23 protein-coding genes are annotated in these 24,530 nt (G+C 72.4%); 15 read left to right on the forward strand and 8 right to left on the reverse strand.

Annotated features, from left to right (window positions below):
* The first annotated feature begins 79 nt into the window (after nt 1-79).
* The 7 genes from PKC53_RS07470 to PKC53_RS07500 all read left to right on the forward strand — a co-directional run bounded on the left by PKC53_RS07470 (nt 80) and on the right by PKC53_RS07500 (nt 4,982).
* A complete protein-coding gene (locus PKC53_RS07470) occupies nt 80-1,126 on the forward strand; it encodes an ABC transporter substrate-binding protein (RefSeq protein ID WP_324427744.1) in 1,047 nt (348 codons plus the stop codon).
* Nucleotides 1,123-1,974 (forward strand): ABC transporter ATP-binding protein, encoded by an 852-nt coding sequence (locus tag PKC53_RS07475; RefSeq protein ID WP_324427745.1) that lies wholly within the window; start codon nt 1,123-1,125, stop codon nt 1,972-1,974. Before PKC53_RS07470 ends, PKC53_RS07475 begins: the two co-directional genes overlap by 4 nt.
* Before the next feature lie 10 nt (nt 1,975-1,984).
* Entirely contained in the window at nt 1,985-2,752 is a 768-nt protein-coding gene (locus PKC53_RS07480) for an ABC transporter permease (RefSeq protein ID WP_324427746.1), read from the forward strand.
* A complete protein-coding gene (locus PKC53_RS07485) occupies nt 2,749-3,255 on the forward strand; it encodes a nucleoside deaminase (protein ID WP_324427747.1) in 507 nt (168 codons plus the stop codon). The genes PKC53_RS07480 and PKC53_RS07485 overlap by 4 nt, the downstream gene beginning before the upstream one ends.
* Before the next feature lie 8 nt (nt 3,256-3,263).
* Entirely contained in the window at nt 3,264-4,088 is an 825-nt protein-coding gene (locus PKC53_RS07490; RefSeq protein WP_324427773.1) for an urease accessory protein UreD, read from the forward strand.
* Nucleotides 4,089-4,276: 188 nt separating this feature from the next.
* The gene (locus PKC53_RS07495; RefSeq protein ID WP_324427748.1) at nt 4,277-4,588 is read left to right on the forward strand and encodes a hypothetical protein; all 312 of its coding nucleotides are present in this window, start codon (nt 4,277-4,279) and stop codon (nt 4,586-4,588) included.
* Nucleotides 4,566-4,982: a GrpB family protein gene (locus PKC53_RS07500; protein ID WP_324427775.1), complete on the forward strand. Its 417-nt coding sequence runs from the start codon at nt 4,566-4,568 to the stop codon at nt 4,980-4,982. The genes PKC53_RS07495 and PKC53_RS07500 overlap by 23 nt, the downstream gene beginning before the upstream one ends.
* Before the next feature lie 248 nt (nt 4,983-5,230).
* Here PKC53_RS07500 and urtE read toward each other — a convergent pair whose 3' ends face one another.
* From urtE to PKC53_RS07530, 6 genes are all read right to left on the reverse strand, one after another.
* Nucleotides 5,231-5,923, reverse strand: a complete 693-nt coding sequence (urtE, locus tag PKC53_RS07505; protein ID WP_324427749.1) for an urea ABC transporter ATP-binding subunit UrtE — start codon at nt 5,921-5,923, stop codon at nt 5,231-5,233.
* A 147-nt stretch (nt 5,924-6,070) separates the two neighbouring features.
* Nucleotides 6,071-6,949, reverse strand: a complete 879-nt coding sequence (gene urtD / locus PKC53_RS07510; protein WP_324427750.1) for an urea ABC transporter ATP-binding protein UrtD — start codon at nt 6,947-6,949, stop codon at nt 6,071-6,073.
* Entirely contained in the window at nt 6,946-8,067 is a 1,122-nt protein-coding gene (gene urtC, locus PKC53_RS07515) for an urea ABC transporter permease subunit UrtC (protein WP_324427751.1), read from the reverse strand. The genes urtD and urtC overlap by 4 nt, the downstream gene beginning before the upstream one ends.
* A gap of 10 nt (nt 8,068-8,077) precedes the next feature.
* Nucleotides 8,078-9,715 (reverse strand): urea ABC transporter permease subunit UrtB, encoded by a 1,638-nt coding sequence (gene urtB / locus PKC53_RS07520; protein ID WP_324427752.1) that lies wholly within the window; start codon nt 9,713-9,715, stop codon nt 8,078-8,080.
* A gap of 150 nt (nt 9,716-9,865) precedes the next feature.
* Nucleotides 9,866-11,146 (reverse strand): urea ABC transporter substrate-binding protein, encoded by a 1,281-nt coding sequence (gene urtA / locus PKC53_RS07525; RefSeq protein WP_324427753.1) that lies wholly within the window; start codon nt 11,144-11,146, stop codon nt 9,866-9,868.
* A gap of 246 nt (nt 11,147-11,392) precedes the next feature.
* Nucleotides 11,393-12,400 carry a response regulator transcription factor gene (locus PKC53_RS07530; protein ID WP_324427754.1) on the reverse strand — a complete coding sequence of 336 codons (1,008 nt, stop codon included), beginning with the start codon at nt 12,398-12,400 and terminating at the stop codon, nt 11,393-11,395.
* Nucleotides 12,401-12,690: 290 nt separating this feature from the next.
* Here PKC53_RS07530 and PKC53_RS07535 point away from each other — a divergent pair, with 290 nt between their 5' ends.
* The 7 genes from PKC53_RS07535 to ureG all read left to right on the forward strand — a co-directional run bounded on the left by PKC53_RS07535 (nt 12,691) and on the right by ureG (nt 17,808).
* On the forward strand, nt 12,691-12,993 hold the full coding sequence (locus tag PKC53_RS07535; RefSeq protein ID WP_324427755.1) for an urease subunit gamma: 303 nt from the start codon (nt 12,691-12,693) through the stop codon (nt 12,991-12,993).
* Nucleotides 12,994-13,046: 53 nt separating this feature from the next.
* Nucleotides 13,047-13,658 (forward strand): HupE/UreJ family protein, encoded by a 612-nt coding sequence (locus PKC53_RS07540; RefSeq protein ID WP_324427756.1) that lies wholly within the window; start codon nt 13,047-13,049, stop codon nt 13,656-13,658.
* 11 nt (nt 13,659-13,669) lie between these two features.
* Entirely contained in the window at nt 13,670-13,975 is a 306-nt protein-coding gene (locus PKC53_RS07545; protein WP_324427757.1) for an urease subunit beta, read from the forward strand.
* Between the two features lie 78 nt (nt 13,976-14,053).
* Nucleotides 14,054-15,814: an urease subunit alpha gene (gene ureC / locus PKC53_RS07550; RefSeq protein WP_324427758.1), complete on the forward strand. Its 1,761-nt coding sequence runs from the start codon at nt 14,054-14,056 to the stop codon at nt 15,812-15,814.
* 38 nt (nt 15,815-15,852) lie between these two features.
* Nucleotides 15,853-16,455, forward strand: a complete 603-nt coding sequence (gene ureE, locus PKC53_RS07555) for an urease accessory protein UreE (RefSeq protein ID WP_324427759.1) — start codon at nt 15,853-15,855, stop codon at nt 16,453-16,455.
* Nucleotides 16,415-17,152 (forward strand): urease accessory UreF family protein, encoded by a 738-nt coding sequence (locus PKC53_RS07560; protein WP_324427760.1) that lies wholly within the window; start codon nt 16,415-16,417, stop codon nt 17,150-17,152. The genes ureE and PKC53_RS07560 overlap by 41 nt, the downstream gene beginning before the upstream one ends.
* Nucleotides 17,149-17,808, forward strand: a complete 660-nt coding sequence (ureG, locus tag PKC53_RS07565) for an urease accessory protein UreG (protein WP_324427761.1) — start codon at nt 17,149-17,151, stop codon at nt 17,806-17,808. Before PKC53_RS07560 ends, ureG begins: the two co-directional genes overlap by 4 nt.
* 275 nt (nt 17,809-18,083) lie before the next feature.
* Here the strand turns inward: ureG and cphA (PKC53_RS07570) are convergent, their stop codons facing one another.
* Nucleotides 18,084-20,663: a cyanophycin synthetase gene (gene cphA, locus PKC53_RS07570; RefSeq protein ID WP_324427763.1), complete on the reverse strand. Its 2,580-nt coding sequence runs from the start codon at nt 20,661-20,663 to the stop codon at nt 18,084-18,086.
* On the reverse strand, nt 20,663-22,822 hold the full coding sequence (cphA, locus tag PKC53_RS07575; RefSeq protein ID WP_324427765.1) for a cyanophycin synthetase: 2,160 nt from the start codon (nt 22,820-22,822) through the stop codon (nt 20,663-20,665). The genes cphA (PKC53_RS07570) and cphA (PKC53_RS07575) overlap by 1 nt, the downstream gene beginning before the upstream one ends.
* 119 nt (nt 22,823-22,941) lie before the next feature.
* Between cphA (PKC53_RS07575) and PKC53_RS07580 the strand changes: the two genes are divergently transcribed.
* On the forward strand, nt 22,942-24,530 hold a 1,589-nt coding region (locus PKC53_RS07580), incomplete at its 3' end, for an ABC transporter transmembrane domain-containing protein (RefSeq protein WP_324427767.1).

Here is a 24,530-nt window from a genome sequence, read left to right on the forward strand (position 1 = left end):
GCATCGGCCGTCCCGACTGCGCACAGAATTTGCAGCTTCGACCCACGTCGCCGTTTCCGCACGCAATCCGGAGCCCCTCATGACCCTGCGTTCCCCCGCCCGCCGCCTCGTCCTCGGTGCCGCCGCGTCGCTGCTCGCCGCCTTCGGCGTCGGCGCCCAGGCCCAGGAGACCCCGATCAAGTTCCAGCTCGACTGGCGCTTCGAGGGCCCGGCGGCGCTGTTCCTGATGCCCGCGGCGAAGGGCTACTTCAAGAACGAGAAGCTCAACGTGACGATCGACGCCGGCAACGGCTCGGGCGGCACCGTCACACGCGTGGCCAGCGGCACCTACGACATGGGCTTCGCCGACCTCGCGGCGCTGATGGAGTTCCACGCCAACAACCCGACCGCACCGAACAAGCCGGTGGCGGTGATGATGGTCTACAACAACACGCCGGCCGCGGTGCTGGCGCTGAAGAAGAGCGGCATCAGGACCCCGGCCGACCTCAGCGGCAAGAAGCTGGGCGCGCCGGTGTTCGACGCCGGGCGCAAGGCCTGGCCGATCTTCGCGAAGGCGAACGGCATCGGCAACGTCAGCTGGACCGCGATGGACCCCCCGCTGCGCGAGACCATGCTGGTGCGCGGCGACGTCGACGCGATCACCGGCTTCTCGTTCACCTCGCTGCTCAACATCGAGGCGCGCGGCGCCAAGCCCGACGAGATCGTCGTGCTGCCGTACCCGCAGCACGGCGTGAAGCTGTACGGCAACGTGATCATCGCCTCCGAGTCGTTCCTGAAGAGCCATCCCGAGGCGGTGCGCGCCTTCCTGCGCGCGTTCACCAAGGGCGTCAAGGACGTCATCGCCGACCCGAAGGCCGGCATCGCGACGGTCAAGGCGCGCGACGGCATCATCAACGAGGCGCTCGAACTGCGCCGGCTGCGGCTGGCGCTCGACGCCACCGTGCTCACGCCCGACGCACGCGCCGAGGGCTTCGGCAACGTGATGGGCCCGCGGCTGGCGCTGATGGCCAGCCAGGTGTCCGACGCCTTCGGCACCAAGGAGCGCGTCAACGCCGACGCGGTGTGGAACGGCGGCTTCCTGCCGCCGGCGGCCGAGCGCGACATCTTCGCCGCGGCGCGCAAATGACCCTGCCGCCACCGGTGCCCGCCGCTGCCGGCGGCGGGCGTGCCTTCGTCGACTTCCGCAACGTCTGGCTCGCCTACAACGACGAACTGCTCGCCCGGGGCCAGTTCGCGGTCGAGGACATCACGCTGCAGGTCGGCGCCGGGGAGTTCATCGCCATCGTCGGCCCTTCGGGCTGCGGCAAGAGCACGTTCATGAAGCTGGCCACCGGGCTGAAGCGCCCGAGCAAGGGCACGGTGGTCATCGACGGGCGCGAGGTCGACGGGCCGCTGAAGATCACCGGCATGGCGTTCCAGGCACCCAGCCTGCTGCCGTGGCGCACGACGCTCGACAACGTGCTGCTGCCGCTGGAGATCGTCGAGCCGTACCGCTCGAACTTTCGCGCCAAGCGCGCCGAGTACGCCGACAAGGCGCGGCGGCTGCTGCACAGCGTGGGCCTGGGTGGCTACGAGGACAAGTTCCCCTGGCAGCTGTCCGGCGGCATGCAGCAGCGCGCGAGCATCTGCCGCGCGCTGATCCACGAGCCGAAGATGCTGCTGCTCGACGAGCCGTTCGGCGCGCTCGACGCGTTCACGCGCGAGGAGCTGTGGTGCGCGCTGCGCGACCTGCAGGCGGCGCAGAAGTTCAACGTCATCCTGGTCACGCACGACCTGCGCGAGAGCGTGTTCCTGGCCGACACCGTGTACGTGATGAGCAAGAGCCCCGGGCGCATGATCGTCAAGCGCGAGATCGACCTGCCACGCCCGCGCGACCTGGAGATCACCTACAGCGCCGCGTTCGTCGACATCGTGCACGAGCTGCGCGGCCACATCGGCGCGATGCGGCAGCACAGCGCGACGCTGCCGCAGTGAGGGCCCGGCGATGAACACCCGCACCCTCGAACGCTGGTCGCCGTTGCTGCTGCTGGTGGCCACGATCGCGCTGTGGCAGGCTGTGTGCAGCGGCTTCGGCGTCAGCGAGTTCATCTTCCCGAGCCCGGCGCGCATCGCCGAGCAGTTCTGGGAGTTCCGCGGCGTGATCCTGGCCCACGCCTGGCGCACGTTCTGGGTGACGATGGTCGGCTTCGCGCTGGCCATCGTCGTCGGCGTGCTGCTGGGCTTCCTGATGGGCAGCTCGCGCATCGCCTACAACGCGATGTACCCGCTGATGACCGGCTTCAACGCGCTGCCCAAGGCGGCATTCGTGCCGATCCTGGTGGTGTGGTTCGGCATCGGCATCGGCCCGGCGATCCTGACCGCGTTCCTGATCTCGTTCTTCCCGATCATGGTGAACATCGCCACCGGGCTGGCCACGCTCGAGCCCGAGCTCGAGGACGTGCTGCGCGTGCTCGGTGCCAAGCGCTGGGACGTGCTGACCAAGGTCGGCCTGCCGCGTTCCCTGCCGTACTTCTACGGCTCACTCAAGGTGGCGATCACGCTGGCCTTCGTCGGCACCACGGTCAGCGAGATGACCGCCGCCAACGAAGGCATCGGCTACCTGCTGATCAGCGCCGGCAGCTCGATGCAGATGGGGCTCGCGTTCGCCGGGCTGGTGGTGGTGGGCATCATGGCGATGGCGATGTACGAGCTGTTCTCGATCGTCGAGAAGCGCACCACCGCCTGGGCGCACCGCGGCTCGAACGCGGCATGACCGCCGACGCGCGCACCGAGCCGACGCGCGCGCAGGTCGTCGCGCTGCTGCAGCGCGCGCAGGCGCTGGCCCAGCGCGCGATGGACGCCGGCCACCACCCGTTCGGCGCGCTGCTGGTGGCATCCGACCATCAGACGGTGCTGCTCGAGCAGGGCAACGTCGACAGCGTCAACCACGCCGAGGCGGTGCTCGCGCGCGAGTCGTCGCGCCGCTGGGGCACCGACTATCTGTGGCAGTGCACGCTGGTGACCACCGTCGAGCCCTGCGCCATGTGCGCCGGCACGCAGTACTGGGCGCACATCGGCCGCGTGGTCTACGGCATGAGCGAGCGCGACCTGCTGGCGCTGACCGGCAACCACGCCGAGAACCCGACGCTGGACCTGCCGTGCCGCGAGGTGTTCGCGCGCGGCCAGAAGGACGTGCGCGTGATCGGTCCGGTGCCCGAGGTGGCCGAAGCGATCGCCGCGACGCACCGGCGCTTCTGGAAGACGCGCGGCGCGTGAGCCGCGCGATGGGCTGGCACGGCCACCTGCAACTGCACTACCGGCGCGACGGCGAACGCACTGTCGGCGACGACCGTCATCACGGCCCGCTGCGCGTGCTCAAGGCCCTGCACCCCGAGGGCCCCGCGGTGTGCCACCACGTGCTGGTGCATCCGCCCGGGGGCTTCGTCGGCGGCGACCGGCTCGACGTCGACCTGCACGTGGACGCCGGCGCGCACGCGCTGGTCACCACGCCGGGCGCCAACCGCTTCTACCGCAGCGCCGGCGACGCCGCCGTGCAGCAGGTGCACGCCGAGGTGGGCGCGGGCGGCCGGCTCGAGTGGCTGCCGCTGGAAACCATCGCCTACAGCGGCTGCCTGGCCGAGAACCGGCTGATCGTCACGCTGGCCGACGGCGCCGAGGCGATCGGCTGGGACCTGCTCGCGCTCGGCCTGCCCGCGGCCGGCGAGCCGTTCGAACGTGGCTGCGTGCTACAGCACCTGGAACTGCCCGGCCGCTGGCTCGAGCGCGGACGCGTCGCCGCCGACGACCGCACGCTGCTCGACGGGTCGCTGGGCTTCGCCGGGCACCGCGTGCTGGCGACGCTGTGGTTCGCCGCCGGGTCGCCGGTCGACGCCGCGCGGCGCGACGCGCTGCTGGCGGCCGCGCGCTTCGACGAAGCGCCGGCCGCGCTGCCGCAGGGTGCCACCGCACCGAACGACCGCGTCGTCGTGCTGCGCCTGCTCGCGCCGCGCGTCGAGCCGGCGTTGCAGCGGCTGCGCCAGGTGTGGGGCGCGTGGCGGCGGTTGGCGTGGGGCCGCGCGCCGCACCTGCCCCGGGTGTGGCGCACCTGAGGGTCTGCGGCAACAGGCGTGCGTGCGCGCCGCTGCAGCGGCATCGACGACTGCACCGCCGGCCGAAGGTATGGCGCCCTCTGAGCCTACGGATGGGAGGGCGAGGACGTCACGATCAGCGTGCCCACCACGGCCTTCGTCCGAGGCCAGTCGCTGAGCTTGCACTTCTCTGCCCGAGGTGCGCGAACGTGAGCCACTGGTGGGGCTTCGACGTCGACGAGGACGGCAAGCGACGCGTCGCGGTGAACCTGCGCCTGGTGGACCCCGCGCCCGTCGCGGACGTGCCCATCCGACACTTCGACGCCCTCGACACGTGGACGGGCTGGCCGATGGACGGCGGTGCGTCAGGGACATGTGGTCCTGAAGTGCGCGCCGGCGATGCGACGCCACGGCCGCAGCCGAGTCCGCGGCGGTCGCTTGAACGCTTGCGGTTCACGGGCCCCGGGTCGCACGCGCCGACGCCGCCCGGCCGTGGCGATGCGCAGGTCCGCATCGGCTGATGCGCCCTTCGACCTTGTCGCGTACCGCGCCGACCGGCCCGCGGCGTTCGCCGCCGAGGCCGCCGTGCTTCAGGACCTGCTGGCCCCGTGCCGCGTCGGGCCCGAGGAACACATCGGCAGCACCGCGGTGCCCGGCACGACGGCAAAGCCGGTCATCGACATCGTGGCGCCGGTGGCGTCGCTGGACGAGTCCCGGCCGGCGATCGACCGCGCAGCGACGGCAGGCTGCGTGCACTTGCCCTGCCGGCCCGACGTCATGCCCTGGTTCTGCGGACCCTCGCCGGCGCACCGCACCCATCACCTGCACCTGGTCCCGTGCGGCGGCTCGCTGTCGACCGCGAGGCTCGCCTTTCGCGACGCGCTGCGGCGCAGCCCGGCGCTCGCCGCGGAGTAGGCGCAGCTCAAGGCTGAACTGGCGCGCCGGCACCGCACCGATCGCGAGGCCGACACCGACGGCAAGACCGGGTTCGCCGAGGCCGTGCTTCGCACGCTCGCGCGCACCGGCGGACCGACGACGCAGGCGTCGCGGCGTGTCGACGGGTCGCAGGCGCGGCGTCGCGTCGCCGCGAGGTGGCGCACCGGCGCTTTGGGCGATGGCGGTGCACGTCCGAGCGGATGGCGCGGCCGCCGTGGCCCGGCATCTCAGATCGCCAACAACCGTCGCACCCCGTCGGCGGCCATCGCCGCGCCGCGACCGCGTGCGACCACCTCGCCGCGCTGCATGACCAGGTAACGGTCGGCCAGGTCGGCGGCGAAGTCGTAGTACTGCTCGACGAGCACGATGGCCATCGTGCTGCGGTCGGCCAGCGCACGGATCACGCCGCCGATGTCCTTGATGATGCTCGGCTGGATGCCCTCGGTCGGCTCGTCGAGCAGCAGCAGCGTCGGTCCGGCCACCAGTGCGCGCGCGATCGCGAGCTGCTGCTGCTGGCCGCCCGAGAGGTCGCCGCCGCGGCGGCGCAGCATCTGCTGCAGCACCGGGAACAGCTCGTACAGCTCGGCCGGGATCGGCGTGCCGCCGCTCTTGTAGGCCAGCCCCATGCGAAGGTTCTCCTCGACGGTGAGCCGGCCGAAGATCTCGCGCCCCTGCGGCACGTAGCCGACGCCGGCGCGCACGCGCTCGTACGGCGGCTCGCGCGTGAGGTCGCGCCCGTCGAGCGCGACGGTGCCGGTCTTCACCGGCACCACGCCCATCAGGCTCTTGAGCAGCGTCGTCTTGCCCACCCCGTTGCGACCGAGCACCACCGTGACCTCGCCCAGCGCCGCCTCGAACGCGACGTTGCGCAGGATGTGGCTGCCGCCGTAGTACTGGTTGAGCCCGTCGACCTTGAGCATCTCAGCGGCCGCGCTCGGTGCGTGTCGCGCCGCAGGTCTGCGACGCGTGGGCGCGCGGTGCGAGCGGCCACCGCGGATCCGGCTGTGCCGGTCCGCTGGCGGCGCCCCCCGGGGGGGCAGCGTCGCAGGCGCCTCGGGGGGGAGCGTTCATCGGCCCAAATAGACTTCGACGACCTGCTCGTTGGCCTGCACGTCGGCCAACCGCCCTTCGGCCAGTACGCGGCCCTCGTGCAGCACCGTGACCTTCTTGCGGCCCTCGGTGAGCTGCTCGACGAACTTCATGTCGTGCTCGACGACGACCAGCGAGTGCTCGCCCTCGAGCGACAGGAGGAGCTCGGCGGTGCGCTCGGTCTCCTCGTCGGTCATGCCGGCCACCGGCTCGTCGAGCAGCAGCAGCTTCGGGTCCTGCACCAGCAGCATGCCGATCTCGAGCCACTGCTTCTGCCCGTGGCCGAGCAGCCCCGCGGTGCGCTGCGCCCCGCCCTTCAGGTGGATGCGCTCGAGCACGGCGCCCAGCCGGTCGAGCTGCTCGCCGCTCAGGCGCGAGAACAGGCTCGCGCGCACGCGGCGGTCGGCCTTCAGCGCGAGTTCGAGGTTCTCGAACACGCTCAGGTTCTCGTACACGGTGGGCTTCTGGAACTTGCGCCCGACGCCGATCTGCGCGATGTCGTTCTCGCGCAGCCGCAGCAGGTCGACGTTGCTGCCGAAGCTCACGCGGCCAGCGTCGGGCCGGGTCTTGCCGGTGATGACGTCCATCATCGTCGTCTTGCCGGCGCCGTTGGGGCCGATGATGCAGCGCAACTCGCCGACGTCGATCGCCAGCGTCAGCGCGTTGAGCGCCTTGAAGCCGTCGAAGCTGACCGTGACGTCGTCGACGTAGAGCGCGACGCCGTGCGCGAAGTCGGGCACGCCGTGCGCGAGCGGGCGCCCGAACGCGGCGTCGCGCCCGCCCGACGGCGCGACCTGCTGCCGCTCGCGGTACGCGGCGAGCGCCTTCGCGCCCTGCTCCATCAGGTCCGGCGTCACGAGCGCTTCTCCCGCGCCCGTCGGAACAGGCCGACGATGCCGTTCGGCAGGAACAGCGTCACGGCGATGAACAGCGCGCCGAGGAAGTACAGCCAGTACTCGGGAAAGGCCTGCGTGAACCAGCTCTTGGCGCCGTTGACGAAGAAGGCGCCGACGATCGGCCCGATCAGCGTCGCGCGCCCGCCCACCGCGGCCCAGATCGCGATCTCGATCGACGCCGCCGGGCTCATCTCGCTCGGGTTGATGATGCCCACCTGCGGCACGTAGAGGGCCCCGGCGACGCCGCACATCACGGCGCTGAGCGTCCAGATGCTCAGCTTGTAGGCGATCGGGTCGTAGCCGGTGAACATCACGCGGCTCTCGGCGTCGCGGACGGCCTGCAGCACGCGGCCGTAGCGGCTCGCGACGATCGCGCGCGCGAGAAGGAAGAAGCCGATCAGCACCAGCGCGGTGGTGACGAACAGCGCCATGCGCGTCGTCGGCGTCGCGATCGGAATGTCGAGGATGCGCTTGAAGTCTGTGAAGCCGTTGTTGCCGCCGAAGCCGGTCTCGTTGCGGAAGAACAGCAGCATCGCGGCATAGGTCATCGCCTGCGTGATGATCGAGAAGTACACGCCCTTGATGCGCGAGCGGAACGCGAACCAGCCGAACACGAACGCCAGCAGGCCGGGCACGAGCACGACCATGGCCATCTGGAACACGAAGCTGTCGCTGAACGTCCAGTGCCACGGCAGCGCCTTCCAGTCGAGGAAGACCATGAAGTCCGGCAAGTCCGACTGGTACTGGCCCTCGCGGCCGATCTGGCGCATCAGGTACATGCCCATCGCGTAGCCGCCGAGCGCGAAGAACAGGCCGTGGCCGAGCGACAGGATGCCGCTGTAGCCCCAGATCAGGTCCATCGCCAGCGCGCAGATCGCGTAGCACATGATCTTGCCGACCAGCGACACCCAGTGGTCGCCGAGGTGCCAGACGCTGTCGGGCGGCACCGCGAGGTTGAGCACCGGCACGAGCACGGTCACGGTGACGAGCGCGGCCATCACGCCGCTCCAGCCCTTGGGGCCGAGCAGCAGGCCGGCACGCGGGCGTGGGATCGTGGCGGGAGGCAGGATGGCGCTCATCGTCGGGCCCTCATGCCTCGGCGCTACGGCCCTGCATCGCGAAGAGGCCCTGCGGCCGCTTCTGGATGAAGACGACGATGAACAGCAGCACCATGATCTTCGCGAGCACGGCACCGGCCCATCCTTCGAGGACCTTGTTGAGCACGCCGAGCCCGAGCGCGGCAACGACGGTGCCGGCGAGCTGGCCCACACCGCCGAGCACGACGACGAGGAACGAGTCGACGATGTACTGCTGGCCGAGGTCGGGGCCGACGTTGCCGACCTGGCTGAGCGCACAGCCCGCGAGCCCCGCGATGCCGGCGCCGAGCGCGAAGGCCAGCGTGTCGACGCGCGCCGTGTTGACGCCCACGCACGCGGCCATGCGCCGGTTCTGCGTCACGCCGCGCACGAACAGGCCCAGCCGCGTCCTCGCGATCAGCAGCGCGACGCCGGCCAGCACGAGGAACGCGAACACGACGATCGCGATGCGGTTGTATGGCAGCGTCAGGTTCGGCAGCGCGGCGATGCCGCCGCTCATCCACGACGGGTTCTCGACCGGCACGTTCTGCGCGCCGAACAGCGAGCGCACCGACTGCATCAGGATCAGGCTGATGCCCCAGGTGGCCAGCAGCGTCTCGAGCGGGCGGCCGTAGAGCCAGCGGATCACGCCGCGCTCGAGCAGCGCGCCGACGCCGGCGGCCACGAGGAACGCGACCGGGATCGCGGCAAGGAGATAGACGTCGAACCAGCCCGGCAGGTGACGGCGGAACAGGTTCTGCACGACGTAGGTGGCGTAGGCGCCGATCATCATCAGCTCGCCGTGCGCCATGTTGATGACGCCGAGCAGCCCGTAGGTGATCGCCAGCCCGAGCGCGACGAGCAGCAGGATCGAGCCGAGGCTGATCCCGGTGAACAGCACGCCCAGCCGCTCGCCCCACGCCAGCCGCGCCTCGACCTGGCGCAGCGCGTCGCGCAGCGCGTCGCGCACGGCGGCGTCGGGCTCGACGCCGGGCGCAAGACGCTCGAGCAGCAGCGCGCGCGTGGCCGGGTGGCCGCTCGCGGCCAGGCGCTCGGCGGCCGCGAGGCGCTGCGCCCGGTCGGGCGACGCGACGAGGATGGCCGCCTGCAGCCCTTCGAGCTGCGCCTTCAGCGCGTCGTCGGTCTCGGTGGCGGCGGCGCGCTCGAGCAGCGGCAGGCGCGAGGCGTCGGCCTCGCGGCGCAGCCGCTCGATCGCCGCCGCCCGCTCGCGCCGCTCCGGCGAGAACAGCTGCAGCGCGGCGTGCGCGGCCTGCAACTCCCGGCGCAGGCGGTTGTTGATCGTCACGTCGGCGGCGTCGGCGGGCAGCGTCGCCGCGGCGCCGCTCACGGCGTCGAACGCCGCGCCGCCGCGCAGCACGAACACCTGCTCGCCGGCCACGCGCACGTCCCCGTCGAGCATCGCCTGCACCAGCGCAGCCAGCGCCGGGTCGGACTGCGCGGCCGCCGCCTGCAGCGCCGCGATGCGCTCGTCGTTGCCGTCGCCGGCGGCGATCGCGAGCGCCTGCTGCGGCGTCAGCGCGTGCGCGGCGCCGGCGCACGCGACGAGACAGCACGCGATCAGTGCGAGCGCGCGCACGAGACGGGCGTGAAGGCGGGCATGCAGGCAGGCGCGAGGCAACGGGACGGGCATCGGCGAATCAGGTCGTGGGGCGGCCGCGGGGCCTGGAGCAGGCCTACGCAAGTACCGCGCCGGGCACCGCGACGCGGAGGTCGCGGCCGCGCGCGGCGCGGCGTCGCGGCGCACGCGCCTGGCGGCGCGTGCACACCCCGCGGGCGGCGATCAGTTCTTGGCCGCCATGCGCGCCGGCTCGTCCTTCTTCTTGTCGTTGCCGGCGATGAACGGGCTCCAGGGCTGCGCGCGCACCGGGCCGGGCGTCTTCCACACGACGTTGAACTGGCCGTCGGCGCGGACCTCGCCGATGAACACCGGCTTGTGCAGGTGGTGGTTCTTCCCGTCCATCTTGGCGACGAAGCCGCTGGGCGCGTTGAACGTCTGCCCGGCCATCGCGGCACGCACCTTGTCGACGTCGGTGCTCTTGGCCTTGGTGACGGCCTGGGCCCACATGTGCACGCCGATGTAGGTCGCCTCCATCGGGTCGTTGGTCAGCGCACGGTCCTTGTGGCCGGCGATGTTCCTGGCCTTCGCGTAGTCGCTCCACTTCTTGATGAAGGCGTCGTTGGTCGGGTTCTTCAGGCTCATGAAGTAGTTCCAGGCCGCGAGGTGTCCCACCAGCGGCTTGGTGTCGACGCCGCGCAGTTCCTCCTCGCCGACCGAGAACGCGACCACCGGCACGTCGGTGGCCTTCAGGCCCTGGTTGCCGAGCTCCTTGTAGAAAGGCACGTTGGAGTCGCCGTTGATCGTCGACACCACCGCCGTCTTCTTGCCCTCGCTCGCGAAGCGCTTGATCTTGGCGATGATCGACTGGTAGTCGGAGTGGCCGAACGGCGTGTACTCCTCCATGATGTCGGCGTCACCGATGCCCTTGCTGTTGAGGAACGCGCGCAGGATCTTGTTCGTCGTGCGCGGGTAGACGTAGTCGGTGCCGAGCAGCACGAAGCGCCTGGCCTCGCCGCCGTCCTTGCCCATCAGGTACTCGACGGCGGGGATGGCCTGCTGGTTCGGCGCGGCGCCGGTGTAGAACACGTTGCGCGAGATCTCCTCGCCCTCGTACTGCACCGGGTAGAACAGCAGGCCGTTGAGTTCCTCGAACACCGGCAACACGCTCTTGCGGCTGACGCTGGTCCAGCAGCCGAAGACCACGGCGACCTTGTCCTGGCTGATCAGCTGGCGCGCCTTCTCGGCGAACAGCGGCCAGTTGCTCGCCGGGTCGACGACCACCGGCTCGAGCCTCCTGCCCATCACGCCGCCCTCGGCGTTGATCTCGTCGATCGCCATCAGCACGGTGTCCTTGAGCACTGTCTCCGAAATCGCCATCGTGCCCGACAGCGAGTGCAGCACGCCGACCTTGATCGTGCCCTGTGCGAATGCAGCGGGGGCCACGCCGAGCGCCACGGCGGCGGCGGCGAGCGAGAGGTTGAACTGGCGGCGGACCACTTTCATGCGAGAACCCTCCCGAGGGCGACGGTTGAACGGATCGACGCCGTCAGGTTAGGCACGTGCCGCGCCACGGCCAATACGCCGACTGGCGTAGACGCGAACCGCACGGAACCCGTGGATGAGGCCTTCGGTGCGCACGCGATCGCCGGCGCACGCCCCGCGACGCCGACGCGCACTGCGACCGCGTCCCGGTGCACAATGTCGCGGCGCCCCGGCGGCCGCTCTCTCGGCAGCCGGCACCAGCGACGATCAGCGATTCGCCAGCTGACTCACCTTGCTGATCGCCAGCGACGCCGCCGCCGTGCGCGTCTCGACGCCGAGCTTGGCGAACACGTGCTCCAGATGCTTCTTCACCGTCGCCGCGCTGCAGCCGAGGATGTCGCCGATGTCGCGGTTGGTCTTGCCCCTGACGACCCAATACAGCACCTCGGCCTCGCGCGCGGTGAGCTTGAAGGCCAGCGTCATCGCACCGATCATCGCCGCGTCGTCGGCCTCGCGCAGCACCAGCAGCCACTCGCCGTCGCCGCCGAACTCCTCGCCCACCTCGTGCAGCGCGTACGTCAGCCGCCGCGCGCCACGCGCCACCGTCAGCGTCGCCGGCTCGGCGCCGGCGCGACGGCGCAGCGACTCGCGGGCGACCCAGGCGATCACCTCGGGGGGCAGGTGCGTCGCGTCGCCCTGGCCGAAGTACTCGTCCATCAGCCTGCGCGCGAGCGCCGTCTGCCACACGCGCCGTCCGTCGCGCTCGCGCACCACCATCGTCGCATGGCCGAACGCGTCGAGCGCGAGGCGCGCCTGGCGCTGCACGCGCGCGCTGTGCAGGTGCGCGCCGATGCGCGCGAGCACCTCGCGCGGCTTGATCGGCTTGGACACGTGGTCGACGCCGCCGGCGGCAAACGCGGCGAGCACGTGGTCGGTTTCGGTCAGGCCGGTCATGAACACGATCGGGATGTGCGCCGTGCGCGGGCCGGCCTTCAGCCGCCGTGCGATCTCGAAGCCATCCATGCCGGGCATCACGGCGTCGAGCAGCACGATGTCGGGCTGCGCCTCGCGTGCCAGCTCGAGCGCACGCTCGCCGTGCGTCGCGACGAGCACCGTGCAGCCGCTGTCGTCGAGCGCGTCGTGCAGCAGCGCCAGGTTGTCGGGCACGTCGTCGACGATCAGCACGACGTCGGCACTGCCGCGGTCGGGCAGCGCGGCGGCAGTGCCGGCCGCGGCGGGCGGCGGTGCGGCGGGGGCGATCGGTTCGGTGGTCATGGGGCCTCCAAGGTCGTCGGGTCCTGGTCGATGCGGCGCCCGCGCGGCACCGGGTGCGCGACCGCCAGGTACGCCGGCAGCGTGCCGCCGGGCGCCTTCGGCACCCCGGCATGACCCGGCCCGGGCCGTCGACGCGCGTCGCGGCCCACCGACGCACGCGGTCGGCGGCGGGGCGTGGATCGGGGTCGTGCGCGGCATGTCGACCCACCCCCCATCAAGATCCGCACCAGCCCCGCGGCGCCGTCGACGGACCCGCTTAACATGGCATCGATCCTGCAAGAGAACGTGCCATGGAACTGACCCCGCGCGAGAAGGACAAGCTGCTGATCTTCACGGCGGCGCTGCTCGCCGAACGCCGCAAGGCGCGCGGGCTGAGGCTGAACTACCCCGAGGCGGTGGCGCTGATCAGCGCCGCGATCATGGAAGGCGCGCGCGACGGCAGGAGCGTCGCGGCGCTGATGAGCGAGGGCAAGTCGGTGCTGACGCGCGTCGACGTGATGGACGGCGTGGCCGAGATGATTCCGCAGATCCAGGTCGAGGCGACGTTCCCCGATGGCACCAAGTTGGTGACGGTTCACCAACCGATTGCATGAGCATGCACCGTTTGCGGGCCGTCACCGGCCGCGCCCTTTCGAGGAGAGACCCGATGACGCCCATCGCCACACCCGAGCGGCAGCACTCCGCGCGCACCGCCGCCGTCGCGACCTGGCTCGCCGCGCTGCCGCTGTGGGCAGCGGCGCACGTCGGCGGTGACGCCCATGCGCACGACGGATTCGCCGGCGGCTTCCTGCACCCGTTCAGCGGCATCGACCACCTCGTGGCGATGCTCGCGGTGGGCTGCTGGAGCGCGCTGCTGGCGCGGCCCGGGCGGCTCGACCTGTGGGTGGTGCCGCTGGGCTTCGTCGTCGTGCTCGTGCTCGGCGCATCGCTCGGCGCCGGCGGCGTGGCGCTGCCTGCGGTCGAGCCGATGATCTCCGCATCGCTCGTCGCCCTCGGGCTGCTCGTCGCGCGGCAGGTGCGGTGGCCGACCGCTGCGGCGGTCGCGCTGGTCGGCGCCTTCGCGCTGTTCCACGGCCAGGCGCACGGCGGCGAACTGGCCGGCGCCGCCGCGCTGGCCGGCATGGCGCTGGGCAGCGTGCTGCTGCACGCCACCGGCGTCGCCGCGGGCCTGCTGGTGCGCCGGCGCAACCCCTGGTGGCCTCGCGTCGCCGGCGCGGCGACGCTGTTGTTCGGTGCATCGCTGCTCGTCGTGCGCTGAAGGGGCCGCGGATGATCGCCGGCGAGCTGTTCACCGACGGGCCCGACCACGTGCTCAACCCCGGACGACGCACCGTCACGCTGGTCGTCGAGAACGCCGGCGACCGGCCGATCCAGGTCGGCTCGCACTACCACTTCGCCGAGGCCAACCCCGCGCTGCGCTTCGACCGCGACAGCGCGCGCGGGATGCGGCTGAACATCGCCAGCGGCACCGCCGTGCGCTTCGAGCCCGGGCAGCAGCGCACCGTGGAACTGGTCGACTACGCCGGCGCACGCGAGGTCTGGGGCTTCCGCGGCCAGGTGCAAGGCAAGCTGTGACGGACGACCCCAGGCTCACTGCGTTCGCTGCTGCCGAGGCGCCCTCGGCGCCCCTCAGGCGGCCGCGCAGGCGCTGAGATGGCCACGATCGGACGCCGCGCCTACGCGGAGATGTTCGGCCCCACGGTGGGCGACCGCGTGCGGCTGGCCGACACCGAACTGATCGTCGAGGTCGAGCAGGACCTGACGCTCAGGGCCGGCGAGGGCCGCACGGGCCACGACGGGCGGCCCGTCGGGTATGGCGAGGAAGTCAAGTTCGGCGGCGGCAAGGTGATCCGCGACGGCATGGGCCAGAGCCAGGTCGTCAACGGCCCCGGCGCCCACGCGGCCGTCGACTGCGTGATCACGAACGCGCTGATCGTCGACCACTGGGGCATCGTCAAGGCCGACATCGGCCTGAAGGGCTGCCGCATCGCGGCGATCGGCAAGGCCGGCAACCCCGACGTGCAGCCCGGCGTCGACATCGTCATCGGCCCCGGCACCGAAGTGATCGCCGGCGAAGGCATGATCGTCACCGCCGGCGGCATCGACACGCACGTTCACTGGATCTGCCCGCAGCAGATCGAGGAAGCGCTGATGTCGGGCATCACGACGATGACCGGCGGCGGCACCGGCCCCGCGACCGGCACCAACGCGACGACCTGCACGCCGGGGCCGGCGAACATCGCGCGCATGCTGCAGGCCGCCGACGCGTTCCCGATGAACCTGGGCTTCCTCGGCAAGGGCAACGCGAGCCGGCCCGACGCGCTCGTGCAGCAGGTCGACGCCGGCGCGATCGGCCTGAAGCTGCACGAGGACTGGGGCACGACGCCGAGCGCGATCGACTGCTGCCTGTCGGTGGCCGAGGCCACCGACACCCAGGTCGCGATCCACACCGACACGCTCAACGAGAGCGGCTTCGTCGAGGACACGATCGCCGCGTTCCAGGGCCGCACGATCCACACCTTCCACACCGAGGGCGCCGGCGGCGGCCACGCGCCCGACATCCTGAAGGTCGTCGGCGAGGCCAACGTGCTGCCGAGCTCGACGAACCCGACGCGCCCCTACACCGTCAACACGCTCGACGAGCACCTCGACATGCTGATGGTGTGCCACCACCTCGACGCCGGCATCGCCGAGGACCTGGCCTTCGCCGAGAGCCGCATCCGCCGCGAGACGATCGCCGCCGAGGACATCCTGCACGACCTCGGCGCGATCAGCATCATGAGCAGCGACAGCCAGGCGATGGGCCGTGCGGGCGAGGTGATCACGCGCACCTGGCAGACGGCGCACAAGATGAAGGTGCAGCGCGGCGCTTTGCCCGAGGACAGCGCGAGGAACGACAACTTCCGCGTCAGGCGCTATGTCGCGAAGTACACGATCAACCCGGCGATCACGCACGGCATGAGCCACGAGATCGGCAGCGTCGAGGTCGGCAAGTGGGCCGACCTGGTGCTGTGGCACCCGGCGTTCTTCGGCGTCAAGCCGGCGCTGATCCTCAAGGGCGGGTTCATCGCCGCGGCGGCGATGGGCGACCCGAACGCGTCGATCCCGACGCCGCAGCCGGTGCACTACCGGCCGATGTTCGGCGCCTTCGGCGGCGCGATGCAGCGCACGTCGATCACGTTCGTGTCGCAGGCGGCGCTGGCCGGCGGCGTCGCCGAGGCGTACGGGCTGCACAAGCACCTGGCGGCGGTCAAGGGCTGCCGCGCCGTGACGAAGACCGACATGGTGCACAACGGCTACCTGCCCCGGATGCACATCGACGCGCAGACCTACGAGGTGCGCGCCGACGGGCGACTGCTGAACTGCGAGCCGGCCCAGGTGCTGCCGATGGCGCAGCGCTACTTCCTGTTCTGAGCGCGGCAGCGTGCGGGCCCCGGCGCGACAATCGCCGCATGCTGACCGTCAACAAGCTGATTCCCCAGGGTCGCGGCCTCGCCAAGGCGCTGGTCGCGCGGGCGACGCACGTCGCGCTCGAGTGGGACACGCGCTGCAAGAGCCGCTTCGACGCCACCGACTCGGCCGGCCGCACGCTGGGCGTGTTCCTGCCGCGCGGGCAGGTGGTGCGCGGCGGCGACGTGCTGGTGGCCGAGGACGGGTCGCTGATCCGCGTCGACGCGGCACCGCAGCCGGTGCTCGTGGTGCGCTGCTGCGCCGAGCACGGCTCGCCGTTCGACCTGCTGCGCGCCGCCTACCACCTGGGCAACCGCCACGTGCAGCTCGAGCTGCAGCCTGACCACCTGAAGCTCGAGCCCGACCACGTGCTGGCCGAGATGCTGCGTTCGATGCACCTGATCGTGCGCGACGAGCAGGCCGCGTTCGAGCCGGAAGCGGGTGCGTACGCGGCGGGGGGTCACGCCCATGGCCACGGACACGGGCCGGCCCACGAGCACCCGCACGACCCTGGCGCCGCGCACGGCCACGATCACGCGCACGGTCCGGGGTGCAGCCACGACCATGGGCACGCCCACGGCCATCGGCATCGCCACGGGCACTGACGCCGCCCCGGCGCGCCACGCCGACGCCGTGCTGCTGCAGCTGATCTGGCTCGCGTCGCCGGCGCTGCCGGTCGGCGGCTTCAGCTACTCCGAAGGGCTGGAGGCCGCCGTCGACGCGGGTCTCGTGACCGACGAAGCGAGCGCCCGCGACCGGCTGCTCGACCAGCTCGCGCTCGTGCAGGCACGCAGCGAGCTGGCCGCCGCTGCGTCGGCGTTCGTCGCGTGGCGCTGCGGCGACGTGGCGCGCGCACAGGCGCTCAACGCGTGGGTCGCGGTGACGCGCGAGACGGCCGAGCTGCGGCTGCAGAGCGAGCAGTTGGGTCGCTCGCTCGCGCAGTGGCTGCGCCAGCGCCATCCCGACGACGCGCGCGTCGCGGCGCTCGACGCGCTCGCGCCGGCGCCGACCTGGCCCGTCGCCTTCGCGCTCGCCGCGGCGGCCACCGGGGCCAGCCCGCGCGACGCGCTGCTGGCGATGGCCTTCGGCTGGGCCGAGAACCAGGTGCACGCCGCCGTGCGCGCGGTGCCGCTGGGCCAGAGCGCGGGCCAGCGCATCCTCGGCGCGCTGGCCGCGACGATCCCCGCCGCCGTCGACGACGCGCTGGCCCGCAGCGACGACACGCGCCAGTCGTTCGCGCCGATGCTGGCCGTCCTGTCGGCACGCCACGAAACCCAGTACTCCCGGCTGTTCCGTTCATGACCACGCTGCACTGCATCCCCGGCCGCACGAAGAGACTGCCCCCGCTGCGCGTGGGCGTCGGCGGGCCTGTCGGCTCGGGCAAGACGACGCTCGTCGAGATGCTGTGCAAGGCGATGCGCGAACGCTGGGACCTCGTCGTCGTCACCAACGACATCTACACCAAGGAAGACCAGCGCCTGCTCACCGTGGCCGGCGCGCTCGAGCCGGAACGCATCATCGGCGTCGAGACCGGCGGCTGCCCGCACACGGCGATCCGCGAGGACGCGTCGATCAACCTCGAAGCCGTCGACCGCATGCTGGCGAAGTTCCCCGACGCCGACATCGTGTTCATCGAGTCCGGCGGCGACAACCTGGCCGCCACCTTCAGCCCCGAGCTGAGCGACCTGACGATCTACGTCATCGACGTCGCCGCCGGCGAGAAGATCCCGCGCAAGGGCGGCCCCGGCATCACGAAGAGCGACCTGTTCGTCATCAACAAGACCGACCTCGCGCCGCACGTCGGCGCCGACCTCGCCGTGATGGAGTCCGACACGCAGCGCATGCGGCCGAACCGACCCTACGTGATGACCAACCTGCGCACCCGGCAGGGGCTGCAAGGGGTGATCGACTTCATCGAACGCAAGGGCCTGCTGAGCGCTGCGGCGCCGACGCGCTGACCCGCATCGCCGCCGGGCTGCGGCGGCTCATGCGGGTTCGCGATCGATCGTCGAAGACCCGGGCCACCGGTCGCGGCCGGTGGCCGTCGCGCGTGCCCGGGCCGGTGGGCGCCGTGCCGCCCCGTGCCCCCGGGCCGGGCCGCGCGCGACGCTCCCGCCGCACTTGCGCGCCAGGGTCGTCGCGCTCGGTGGCCGACGTGCCGGTGGTCGACGCTCGAACATCGCGACGGTGTTCGGCCGCGGGCCGTGCTCGGGCCGTCGAACGCAAGGTCGAATCAGGCCGGGACGGGGGCCGGCGCGACGCGCTGCGCGAGGTGCGCCAGCGCCTCGTCGACCTGGTCGACGAGGATCAGGCACAGGTCACCCGGGTGCAGCCGCTCGAGCGCGCGGTCGATGGCGGTGAATTCGCCGCGGATCTCGTCGACGATGCGCGCGCGCGGCGCGCCGGCCAGCCCCTCGCGCAGCAGCGCCATCACCTCGCCGTCGGCGCGTCCGCGCTGCGCCGCGTCCTGGTACAGCAGCACGTCGTCGAAGGCCTCGCCGAGGATGCGTGTCTGCTCGCGGATGTCGTCGTCGCGCCGGTCGCCGGCGGCGCTGATGACCACCGAGCGCCGGCGCGCCGGCATCGCCCGCACCGCGGCCACCAGCGCGCGCATCGCGTCGGGGTTGTGCCCGTAGTCGGCGATCACGGTCGCGCCGCGGTGGTCGAGCACGTTGAAGCGCCCCGGCGCGTTGTGCGCGTCGTTGACGAAGCTCGCCAGGCCGCTGCGCACCGCCTCGAACGGCAGCCCCGCGGCCCACGCCGCGCCGACCGCGGCCAGCGTGTTCTCGACCTGGAATCCGATCGTGCCGCCACGCGTCAGCGGCACCTCGCGCAACGACAGCCGCACGCGCGCCGACCCTTCGGCGGCGACGATGTCGCCGCCCTCGACGAACAGCACGCGCCGGCCCTGCGCGCGGTGCGCCGCCAGCGCGGGCAACCGCCCGTCGACGGCGAACAGGATCACGTCGCCGGGGCAGGTCACGGCCATCGCGAGCACGATCGGGTCGGCGGCGTTGAGCACCGCGCAGCCATCGGGCGCGACGTTCTGCACGATCACGCGCTTGATCACCGCGAGGTCCTCGACGGTGGTGATGTAGTTCAGCCCGAGGTGGTCGCCGGCGCCGACGTTGGTCACCACCGCGACCTGGCAGCGATCGAAACCCAGCCCCTCGCGCAGGATGCCGCCGCGCGCGGTCTCGAGCACCGCGGCCTCGGTGTCGGGGTGGGCAAGCACGTTGCGCGCGCTCTTCGGGCCGCTGCAGTCGCCGCGGTCGATCGCGCGGCCGTCGACCCAGGCGCCGTCGGTGTTCGTCATGCCCACGCGCAGCCCGGCGGCGCCGAACAAGTGTGCGACGAGCCGCGTCACCGTGGTCTTGCCGTTGGTGCCGGTGACCGCGACCACCGGCACGCGGCCGTCGTCGCCCGGCTCGAAGAGACGGTCGATGATCGCCTCGCCGACCGCCCGCGGCTTGCCGTAGCTCGGCAGCAGGTGCATGCGCAGCCCCGGCGCGGCGTTGACCTCGACGATGCCGCCGCGCTGCGCCTCGAGCGGGCGGTCGACGCTGTCGCACACCACGTCGACGCCGCACACCTCGAGCCCGATCATGCGCGCCGCCGCCACCGCGCGTGCCGCCACCTCGGGGTGCACGTCGTCGGTCACGTCGGTGGCGGTGCCGCCGGTGCTCAGGTTGGCGTTGTTGCGCAGCACCACGCGCCGGCCCTTGTCGGGCACGTCGTCGGCCTCGAGCCCCTGCACGCGCAGGCGCGCGTGGGCGATGTCGTCGAGCCGCACCCGCGTCAGCGCGGTGGCGTGACCGTCGCCGCGGCGCGGGTCGGCGTTGACCTCGTCGACCAGTTCGCGCACCGTGCGCACGCCGTCGCCGATGACGTGCGGCGGGTCGCGCCGCGCGGCGGCGACCAGCTTGTTGCCGACCACCAGCAGTCGGAAGTCGTGGCCCGGCAGGAACTGCTCGACCATCACCTGCCCGATCTCGGCGGCGACGCGGTAGGCGACGTCGAAGTGCTCGCGCCCGGCGATGTTCACCGTCACGCCCTTGCCCTGGTTGCCGTCGCGCGGCTTGACGACCACCGGCAGCCCGAGCTCGAGGGCCACCGCCCAGCCCTCGTCGACACTGCGCACCGGGCGCCCCAGCGGCACGGGCACGCCGGCGGCAGCGAGCAGGCATTTGGTCAGGTCCTTGTCCTGCGCGATCGATTCGGACACCGCGCTGGTCGAGTCGAGCTCGGCGGCCCAGATACGGCGCTGCCGCGCGCCCCAGCCGAACTGCACCAGGCTGCCGCCGGTCAGGCGCCGCCACGGAATGCCGCGCGCCGCGGCCGCCGCGACGATCGCGCCGGTGCTGGGCCCCAGCCGCACGTCCTCGTCGAGTGTGCGCAGCTCGGCCAGCGCGGCGTCGGTGTCGAAGTCGCCGCCGTCGACCGCGGCGCGCACCAGCGCGCACGCCAGGTCGAAGGCGCGGCGACCGACCTGCTCCTCGGTGTACTCGACGACGACCTGGTACACACCCGGCTCGGGGGTGGCCGTGGTTCGGCCGAAGCTCACCGGGCAGCCGGCCTGCGCTTGCAGCGCCAGCGCGCTGCGCTCGACCAGCCGCGCCAGTGGCACCTCGTCGGCGTCGCCGACGCCGCGCAGCATGCCCACCGCGGGAAACAGCTCGCGCAGTCGCAGCTCGACCGGCGACCCGGCGGCGATGCCGCACTCGACTTCGGCGCAGCGCACCACGGCCTCGATCGCCGTCTGGCGGCTCCACAGGTTCGGGCCGCGCAGCGCGCGGATGCGGGACACGTCCATCAGGCGTTCGTCGCGGCGGCTGCCGCTGCGGGTTCGAAGGTGTCGAGGCCGGCGGCGATCAGCGCAGGCGCCAGGCCCAGCGCCCACGCGGCGGCCACCGCCGGCAGCAGCGCATGCGGCGGGAGCGCCGCGCCGGCGGCGTGCATCGGGACCACGGTTTCGGCGGCGCCGTCGCACAGCCACGCGCGGCCATCGCGCCACAGCACCGCGCGGGCGCCGGCAGCGCGGTGTGCCGCCAGCGGCGCCGCAGAGGTCGCGTACAGCGTCACCACGCCGTCGCACAGCCCGGCCAGTGCGGCGATGCGTTCGTCGTCGGCGTTGAGCACGCCGGTGCCGTGGTCGAGCACGACGTCGATCTGCGTGCGCAGCACGCGCGGCAGCTGTTCCGCGTCGGCGATGTCGTGGCGCGCCAGCACCTCGGCCCCGCCGAGGTCGGTGACGACGCCGACGTGGCAACGGTCGTAGACCAGCCCGTGGTCGAGGATCGCCGCGGCCGGGTTCTCGAACACCGCGGCGTCGAGGTCGCGGTTGATCAGCAGCCGCTGGCCCAGCGTCCAGTGCGTCGCGTCGCCGGCGTCGACACGCCTCGCGCCCAGGTACAGGCCCGTGCGGCAGGCCAACCCGACCTGGTGGCCCGCCAGCTGCAGCAGCCAGGCGACCAGCTGCGCGGCCAGCGTGGCGTCGCTGCCGGCGATGCCGACGATCGGGATGCGCCCGTCGTCGTCGGGCGCGAACAGGTGGTCGACGATCGCGCGACCGACCGCCCGCGGCGCGCCGACCGCGGGCTTGAGGTGCGGCAGCAGCCCCGGCCCGGCATTGACCTCGACCACCGCCGCGGCCTGCTGCGCCGGCGGCCGCGCGATGTCCTCGGCGACCAGGTCGATGCCGGCGATGTCCAGCCCGACGGTGCGCGCGGCCAGCGCGGCGACGTGCGCGAAGTCGGGGTGCACGTCGTCGGTGCAGTCGATCGCCACGTTGCCGTTGCGCTGGATGAGCACGCGCCGGCCCGCGGCGGGCACGTCGTCGGGGCCCAGCCCCTGGCGCGCCAGGTCCGAGCGGATGCCCTCGTCCTCGTCGAGCTTGAGGATGCCCAGCGGGTGGTCCTCGGTCTCGCCGCGGCGCGGGTCGGCGTTCAGCTGGGCGTCGACGAGCCGGCGCACGGTGCTGCGCCCGTCGCCGACGACCCACGCGGTCTCGCCGCGCGCCGCGGCGACGACCTCGCTGGCGACCACCAGCAGGCGGTGTTCGTTGCCGGGCACGAAGCGCTCGACCATCACCTCGCTGCCGTGCTTGTCGGCCACCGCCCAGGCCTCGCGCACGTCGTCGCGCGTGTACAGCTCGAGCGTGACGCCGCGCCCGTGGTTGCCGTCGGCCGGCTTGACCGCCACCGGCAGGCCGATGTCCTCGGCGATCTCCCACGCCTCGTCGGGGGTGGCGGCGACGCGGCCCTCGGGCACCGGCACGCCGACCGCGCCGAGCAGGCGCTTCGTCAGGTCCTTGTCACCGGCGATGCCCTCGGCAATGGCACCGGTGCGGTCGGTCTCGGCGGTCCAGATGCGGTGCTGGCGCGCGCCGTGGCCGAGCTGCACGAGGTTGCCGTCGTTCAGGCGGATGTGCGGAATGCGCCGCTCGGTGGCCGCGGCGACGATGTGCGCGGTGCTCGGCCCCAGGTACGCGGCGTCGATCGCGTCGCGCACGCGCGCCACCGCGGCGGCGACGTAAAAGGTGCGGTCGTTGATCGCGGCCATCAGCAGCGCGTGGCCCTCGCGCAGCGCGCAGCGCCCGACCGTCTCGTCGCGCGCGCGGAACACCATGCGGTAGACGCCGCGTTGCGAGGTGCCGCGCGTCTGCCCGAACCCGGTGGGCATGCCGGCGAGGTTGAGCAGTTCGATGACCACGTGCTCGAGCACGTGGCCCATCCAGGTGCCCTCCTGCAGCCGCTGCAGGAAGCCGCCGCGCTCGCCGACGCCGCAGTGGTGCTCGGCGAGCGCCGGCAGCCAGGCGGTCAGGCGCTCGACGAAGCCGGGCAGGCGGTTCGAGGGATGGTCCTCGAGTGCGCCGAGGTCGAGCCAGGTCTCGAGCGCCGAGCGGTAGGTCCACAGGTTCGGGCCGCGCAGGTAGGTCACGCGCAGCAGCCGGATGTCGTCGAACGCGGTCATGGTGGTGGGCGGCGCCGCCGAGGCGGCCGGCGCGGCGCGGCGATTGTCCAACGGCGCGCCCAAGGCGGCGCCCCAGGGGCCGATCGGTGAGAATTCCGACCCCTTCGCCGCCGCCTGCCATGCCTTCATCGCCTGTCGTCTCCGCTGCCGACGCGCCTGCGCTGCGCACCGTGCTCCAGCCTGACGAGAACGTGCTGGCGACATTGGCGGTTGACCTGGACGACGCCGGGCGCTTCGCGCCGTCGTGGCTGGTGCTCACCGACCGACGTCTGCTCGCCGGCGACGCCGGCGCATGGCGCACGTGGCCGCTGGCCGAGCCGCTCGGCCTGCAGCACGGCGACCACGCCGGCGTCGGCCAGCTGTCGCTGCACAACGGCGAACGGCGACTGGCCGCGTGGCGCTACACGCTGGGCCACGACAAGGACGCACTGCGCCTGCTGACGCTGTTCGAGCGCCACCGCGCCGGCGCCGCGGTCGACGGCGCCGACGACGAACCGGTCGACGATGCCGGCGACTACGGCGTGGAGTCGGCCGCCCCGCCGTCGACCTGGGTGCTGCTGCGGCTGTGGCGGTTCGCCCGCCCGTATCGCTGGCAGCTGCTGCTGGGGTTCGTGCTGACGCTGGCGTCGACCGCGGCGTCGCTGGTGCCGCCGTACCTGACGATCCCGCTGATGGACGACGTGCTGATCCCGTTCCAGAACGGCGAGCGCATCGACCCGTCGCTGGTGGCCGCGCTGCTCGGCGGGCTGCTCGCCGCGGCGCTGGCGGCCTGGCTGCTTGGCTGGCTGCGCACCTGGCTGCTGGCGCTGGTCAGCGAGCGCATCGGCGCCGACCTGCGCACCGCCACCTTCGAGCACCTGCTGCAGCTCAGCCTGGACTACTTCGGCGGCAAGCGCACCGGCGACCTGATGTCGCGCATCGGCAGCGAGAGCGACCGCATCTGCGTGTTCCTGTCGCTGCACGCGCTGGACTTCGCCACCGACGTGCTGATGATCGCGATGACCGCGACGATCCTGTTCAGCATCAACCCGGCGCTGGCGCTGGTCACGCTGCTGCCGCTGCCGTTCATCGGCTGGATGATCCACCTGGTGCGCGACCGGCTGCGCACCGGCTTCGAGAAGATCGACCGCGTCTGGGGTGAGGTCACGAGCGTGCTCGCCGACACCATCCCCGGCATCCGCGTGGTCAAGGCGTTCGCGCAGGAGCGGCGCGAGGCCGAGCGCTTCCGCGACGCCAACCGGCGCAACCTCGAGGTCAACGACCGGCTGAACAAGACCTGGAGCCTGTTCTCGCCGACGGTGTCGCTGCTCACCGAGGTCGGGCTGCTGGTGGTGTGGGCGTTCGGCATCTGGCTGGTGTCGCGCAGCGAGATCACGGTGGGCGTGCTCACCGCGTTCATCGCCTACATCGGGCGCTTCTACGGCCGGCTCGACTCGATGAGCCGCATCGTCTCGGTGACGCAGAAGGCCGCCGCCGGCGCCAAGCGCATCTTCGACATCCTCGACCACGTCAGCAACGTGCCCGAGCCGGCGCAGCCGGTGCCGCTGCCGCGCGTCGAAGGGCGCATCGCGCTGCAGGCGGTGGGCTTCCGCTACGGCAGCCGCGCGGTGATCCGCGGGCTCGACCTGGAGATCCGCCCCGGCGAGATGATCGGCCTGGTCGGCCACAGCGGCTCGGGCAAGAGCACGCTGGTCAACCTGATCTGCCG

It is taken from the genome of Azohydromonas sp. (assembly GCF_035325925.1).
Taxonomy (GTDB): domain Bacteria; phylum Pseudomonadota; class Gammaproteobacteria; order Burkholderiales; family Burkholderiaceae_C; genus Calidifontimicrobium.

Coding starts and splice junctions, on each gene's coding strand:
- urtB (WP_324427752.1), bottom strand. CDS start 9,715: ATGCCCGTCCCGTTGCCTCGCGCCTGCCTGCATGCCCGCCTTCACGCC.
- PKC53_RS07535 (WP_324427755.1), top strand. CDS start 12,691: ATGGAACTGACCCCGCGCGAGAAGGACAAGCTGCTGATCTTCACGGCG.
- cphA (WP_324427763.1), bottom strand. CDS start 20,663: ATGGACGTGTCCCGCATCCGCGCGCTGCGCGGCCCGAACCTGTGGAGC.
- ureC (WP_324427758.1), top strand. CDS start 14,054: ATGGCCACGATCGGACGCCGCGCCTACGCGGAGATGTTCGGCCCCACG.
- urtC (WP_324427751.1), bottom strand. CDS start 8,067: ATGAGCGCCATCCTGCCTCCCGCCACGATCCCACGCCCGCGTGCCGGC.
- PKC53_RS07480 (WP_324427746.1), top strand. CDS start 1,985: ATGAACACCCGCACCCTCGAACGCTGGTCGCCGTTGCTGCTGCTGGTG.
- cphA (WP_324427765.1), bottom strand. CDS start 22,822: ATGACCGCGTTCGACGACATCCGGCTGCTGCGCGTGACCTACCTGCGC.
- PKC53_RS07530 (WP_324427754.1), bottom strand. CDS start 12,400: ATGACCACCGAACCGATCGCCCCCGCCGCACCGCCGCCCGCCGCGGCC.
- PKC53_RS07475 (WP_324427745.1), top strand. CDS start 1,123: ATGACCCTGCCGCCACCGGTGCCCGCCGCTGCCGGCGGCGGGCGTGCC.
- PKC53_RS07490 (WP_324427773.1), top strand. CDS start 3,264: ATGGGCTGGCACGGCCACCTGCAACTGCACTACCGGCGCGACGGCGAA.
- PKC53_RS07470 (WP_324427744.1), top strand. CDS start 80: ATGACCCTGCGTTCCCCCGCCCGCCGCCTCGTCCTCGGTGCCGCCGCG.
- PKC53_RS07560 (WP_324427760.1), top strand. CDS start 16,415: ATGGGCACGCCCACGGCCATCGGCATCGCCACGGGCACTGACGCCGCC.
- urtA (WP_324427753.1), bottom strand. CDS start 11,146: ATGAAAGTGGTCCGCCGCCAGTTCAACCTCTCGCTCGCCGCCGCCGCC.
- ureG (WP_324427761.1), top strand. CDS start 17,149: ATGACCACGCTGCACTGCATCCCCGGCCGCACGAAGAGACTGCCCCCG.
- PKC53_RS07540 (WP_324427756.1), top strand. CDS start 13,047: ATGACGCCCATCGCCACACCCGAGCGGCAGCACTCCGCGCGCACCGCC.
- PKC53_RS07545 (WP_324427757.1), top strand. CDS start 13,670: ATGATCGCCGGCGAGCTGTTCACCGACGGGCCCGACCACGTGCTCAAC.
- PKC53_RS07500 (WP_324427775.1), top strand. CDS start 4,566: ATGCGCAGGTCCGCATCGGCTGATGCGCCCTTCGACCTTGTCGCGTAC.
- ureE (WP_324427759.1), top strand. CDS start 15,853: ATGCTGACCGTCAACAAGCTGATTCCCCAGGGTCGCGGCCTCGCCAAG.
- PKC53_RS07485 (WP_324427747.1), top strand. CDS start 2,749: ATGACCGCCGACGCGCGCACCGAGCCGACGCGCGCGCAGGTCGTCGCG.
- urtE (WP_324427749.1), bottom strand. CDS start 5,923: ATGCTCAAGGTCGACGGGCTCAACCAGTACTACGGCGGCAGCCACATC.